1 protein-coding gene is annotated in these 278 nt (G+C 39.9%); it reads right to left on the reverse strand.

Annotated elements, in window-relative coordinates:
• Positions 1-278: Ig-like domain-containing protein (locus B9N65_RS11140; RefSeq protein WP_219336889.1), on the reverse strand; the 278-nt coding region annotated here is incomplete at both ends.

Consider the following 278-nt stretch of genomic DNA (forward strand, 5'->3'; position numbering starts at 1 on the left):
TCAACTGTTGGAGGAGTTGTATCTGTGTAAACTGTATTACCAGCTGTGCCATCACCTTTACCTGTGTTGCCAGCTTTATCAGTTACTTCTACTGTTACTTTATCACCTGGTTTGATTGGATCAGTTGTAACTTCGAAATTTCCTTTATCATCAGTTGTGCCAGTACCAATTGTTTTACCATCTTTAGTAACTACCACTGGAGCATTTGGCTCATCTGAATGACCTTTTACAATTCCTTTGTCTGGGTTGCCATCAGCTTTTTCGTTTGTGTCTACTGG

Source organism: Campylobacter concisus (assembly GCF_002165815.1).
GTDB lineage: Bacteria > Campylobacterota > Campylobacteria > Campylobacterales > Campylobacteraceae > Campylobacter_A > Campylobacter_A concisus_BH.